The 2,935-nt window shown below is 75.9% G+C and carries 3 protein-coding genes; 2 read left to right on the plus strand and 1 reads right to left on the minus strand.

Going from position 1 to position 2,935, the window contains the following annotated elements; genetic code table 11:
• Positions 1 to 281: 281 nt before the first annotated feature.
• Complete coding sequence (gene xylB / locus DQW06_RS23325) at positions 282 to 1,667, minus strand: xylulokinase (protein WP_071621801.1); 1,386 nt, start codon at positions 1,665 to 1,667, stop codon at positions 282 to 284.
• Between the two features lie 292 nt (positions 1,668 to 1,959).
• Between xylB and DQW06_RS23330 the strand changes: the two genes are divergently transcribed.
• Both DQW06_RS23330 and DQW06_RS23335 read left to right on the plus strand, forming a co-directional pair.
• Positions 1,960 to 2,496 carry a cysteine dioxygenase family protein gene (locus tag DQW06_RS23330; protein WP_013152426.1) on the plus strand — a complete coding sequence of 179 codons (537 nt, stop codon included), beginning with the start codon at positions 1,960 to 1,962 and terminating at the stop codon, positions 2,494 to 2,496.
• The gene (locus DQW06_RS23335) at positions 2,493 to 2,885 is read left to right on the plus strand and encodes a rhodanese-like domain-containing protein (protein ID WP_013152427.1); all 393 of its coding nucleotides are present in this window, start codon (positions 2,493 to 2,495) and stop codon (positions 2,883 to 2,885) included. Before DQW06_RS23330 ends, DQW06_RS23335 begins: the two co-directional genes overlap by 4 nt.
• The last annotated feature ends 50 nt before the right edge of the window (positions 2,886 to 2,935 follow it).

A 2,935-nucleotide genomic window follows, 5' to 3' on the forward strand; every position in this document is an offset into this window, starting at 1 on the left:
CCCCGGCACCGTCCGCCGGGGGCGGCCTCGGGGACGGTCCTGCCACCGGTGCCACCGCCGGTCCACAGCGGCACCGGCGGCGGGACCACCGGTGGGGGTACCCCGTGCGTCACACCGTCAACGGTTCCGGTCAGTGCGCCGGAGCGACGGCGGCGGGCACGCGCCTACCGCGGCCCGCTCCTGCCGCCCGGTGTTCGTCGTCCGCTCCTCCTGCCCGTCGCCCGTTCGCCGGGGCGATGCGCGCGACCCCGGCGATCCCTGTCCGGAAGCGGACGCGGCGCCTAGAGGCCGTGGGCGGAACGGCGCGCCTCGGCGTAGCGCTCGCGCACGTGCGGCGCGTCCACGGGCTCCGCGGCGGCCTCCGGCTCGCCCGGGTCCCAGGTCGGCGCCTCGGCGGTCCCCGCCAGCGTCCAGGCCGCCTGCCGGGCGGCGCCCACGGCCACGTACTCGGCGGGCCTCGGCACGACCACCCGCGCGCCCAGGACGGTCGGCGCGACCGCGCGCACGGCGGCCGACCGGGCCGCCCCGCCCACGAGCAGCACCCGGCTGACCGGGATCCCGGTGTCGGTCATCGCGGACAGCCCGTCGGCCAGCCCGCACAGCATGCCCTCCACCGCGGCGCGGGCGATGTTCTCCGGGCGCATGTTGGACCGGCGCAGCCCGTGCAGCGAACCCGCGGCGTCGGGCAGTACCGGCGTGCGCTCGCCGTCCAGGTAGGGCAGCAGCACGACGCCCTCGGCGCCCGGCTCGGCGGCCAGTGCCAGCTCGTCCAGGCCCGCCAGGTCCACGCCCAGCATCGCGGCGGTGGCGCCGAGCACCCGGGCCGCGTTGAGGGTGCACACCAGCGGCAGGTACCGGCCCGTCGCGTCGGCGTACCCGCAGATGATGCCGCTGGGGTCCTGGGTGGGGCCCTCGCTCACGGCGAACACGGTGCCGCTGGTGCCCAGGGAGACCACCGCGTCCCCCGGGCGCAGTCCCAGGCCCAGGGCGCTGCCCATGTTGTCCCCGGTGCCCGGGGCCACCAGCGCGCCCGAGGGGGTGCGCCCCACGGCCTCGGCCGGTCCGGCCACGCGCGGCACCCGGATCTCGCGTCCGAAGGCCCGCGCCAGCAGGTCGGGGCGGTAGGCGTCGTCGGTCGCCGACCAGTAACCGGTGCCGGAGGCGTCGCCGCGGTCGGTGGTGGGCTCGGATCCGGCTCCGGTCAGCCGCCAGGTGAGCCAGTCGTGGGGGAGCATCACCGCGGTCGTGCGGTCGGCGTGCTCCGGCTCGTGCCGGGCCAGCCAGCGCAGCTTGCTCACGGTCAGGCTGGCGTTGGGCACGTTGTCCACGGCCTTGGCCCACTCGGCGGGGCCGCCCAGCTCCTCGATCAGGTCCAGGGCCGTCCCGGACGAACGGGTGTCGTTCCACAGCAGCGCCGGGCGGACCACCGCGCCGACCTCGTCCACGGCGACCATGCCGTGCTGCTGTCCGGCGACGGAGACGGCGGCCACGTCGTCGAGCAGGCCGGAGGAGGCCTGTTCCAGGGCCGACCACCAGGCGTCGGGGTGGACCTCGGTCCCGTCGGGGTGCGGGGCGCGGGCCTCGCGCACCACCGCGCCGCTGTCGGCGTCGCAGACCACGACCTTGCAGGACTGGGTCGAGCTGTCGATTCCGGCGACCAGGGGCATGGTTCTCGCTCCGTGAGGGCAGGGTGGGGGTGGCAACCCCCACAACCTAGAGGATCGGGGCGGGTGCTGGAAAGCGTTGTCACTGTCCGTTGTCCCGTTGTGACCGTTTTCCATCACGGTGCTCCCCGGCTCGGCGGCCTTTAGGCAACTAAACCGATAGGGAATGTGGTTAACTGCGCTCATGGCAGTCAGCGCACCACCACCGCACCCGCGGGCGACCGTCTTCGACGAGCGGTGTCAGCGGCCCGTGTGACCGACAAGGACCGCTCACGACCTTCCGAAGGACCACGCCATGACCGACACCGCAGCAGCGCCCGCCGCGGCGCCCACCCCGCTCACCCTGGACCGCCTGTCCGAGCTGACCGCCGAGGTCGCCCGGGAGGTCCGGGAGGGGCTCCACGAGGTCCGCTTCGACGCACGGAACCGCTGGTCGGTCCGGCTGCGCGCCGACGACCACACCGACGTCTGGCTGATCTCCTGGACCCCCGACCAGTCCACCCGCCTGCACGACCACGCCGGTTCGCTCGGCGCGCTCACGGTCGTCGCCGGGGACCTGGTCGAGCGGTACTGGGACGCCGGGCTGCGCGAGCGCGCCCTGCCCGACGGCGGGGGAGGCCGCTTCCCGCTCGGCCACGTGCACGACGTCGTCAACGCCTCCGACTCGCCCGCCGTGAGCGTGCACGCCTACTCGCCGCCGCTGACCGCCATGCACTACTATGAGGTCGGCGGCGACGGGGCGCTGCGCCGCACCCGGAGCGTCCTGACCACCGACCCCGAACCGGACGCCCCCGTCCTGGAGGACGTGCCCGCCAGGGGAGGCCGCCGGTGAGCGCCGTCGAACGGCTCCTGGAGAGCGGGCGCGCACGTCTGGACCGGCTCTCGCCCGCCGAGGCGCTGGCGGCCCAGCGGGCGGGCGCCCTGCTGGTCGACACCCGCCCCGCCGTCAACCGCGAGGCCGAGGGGGAGATCCCCGGTGCGCTGGTGATCGACCGCAACGTGCTGGAGTGGCGGCTCGACCCCACCAGCCCGGACCGGATCCCCGAGGCCGACTCCGCGGACCGGCTCGTCGTGCTGTTCTGCAACGAGGGCTACGCCTCCAGCCTGGCCGCCGTCCAGCTCCAGGAGCTGGGCCTGACCCGGGCCACCGACATGGTCGGCGGCTACCGCTCCTGGCGGGCCCGGGGGCTGCCCGTCACCGGGCCCGCGCTCGGCGGCTGACACCCCCGGACCCCGACCCGGTGCCCTCCGCGCGGCCCCGCTCCCGGGGC

It is taken from the genome of Nocardiopsis sp. TNDT3 (genome assembly GCF_003427465.1).
Lineage (GTDB): Bacteria > Actinomycetota > Actinomycetes > Streptosporangiales > Streptosporangiaceae > Nocardiopsis > Nocardiopsis dassonvillei.

Coding starts and splice junctions, on each gene's coding strand:
- DQW06_RS23330 (WP_013152426.1), top strand. CDS start 1,960: ATGACCGACACCGCAGCAGCGCCCGCCGCGGCGCCCACCCCGCTCACC.
- xylB (WP_071621801.1), bottom strand. CDS start 1,667: ATGCCCCTGGTCGCCGGAATCGACAGCTCGACCCAGTCCTGCAAGGTC.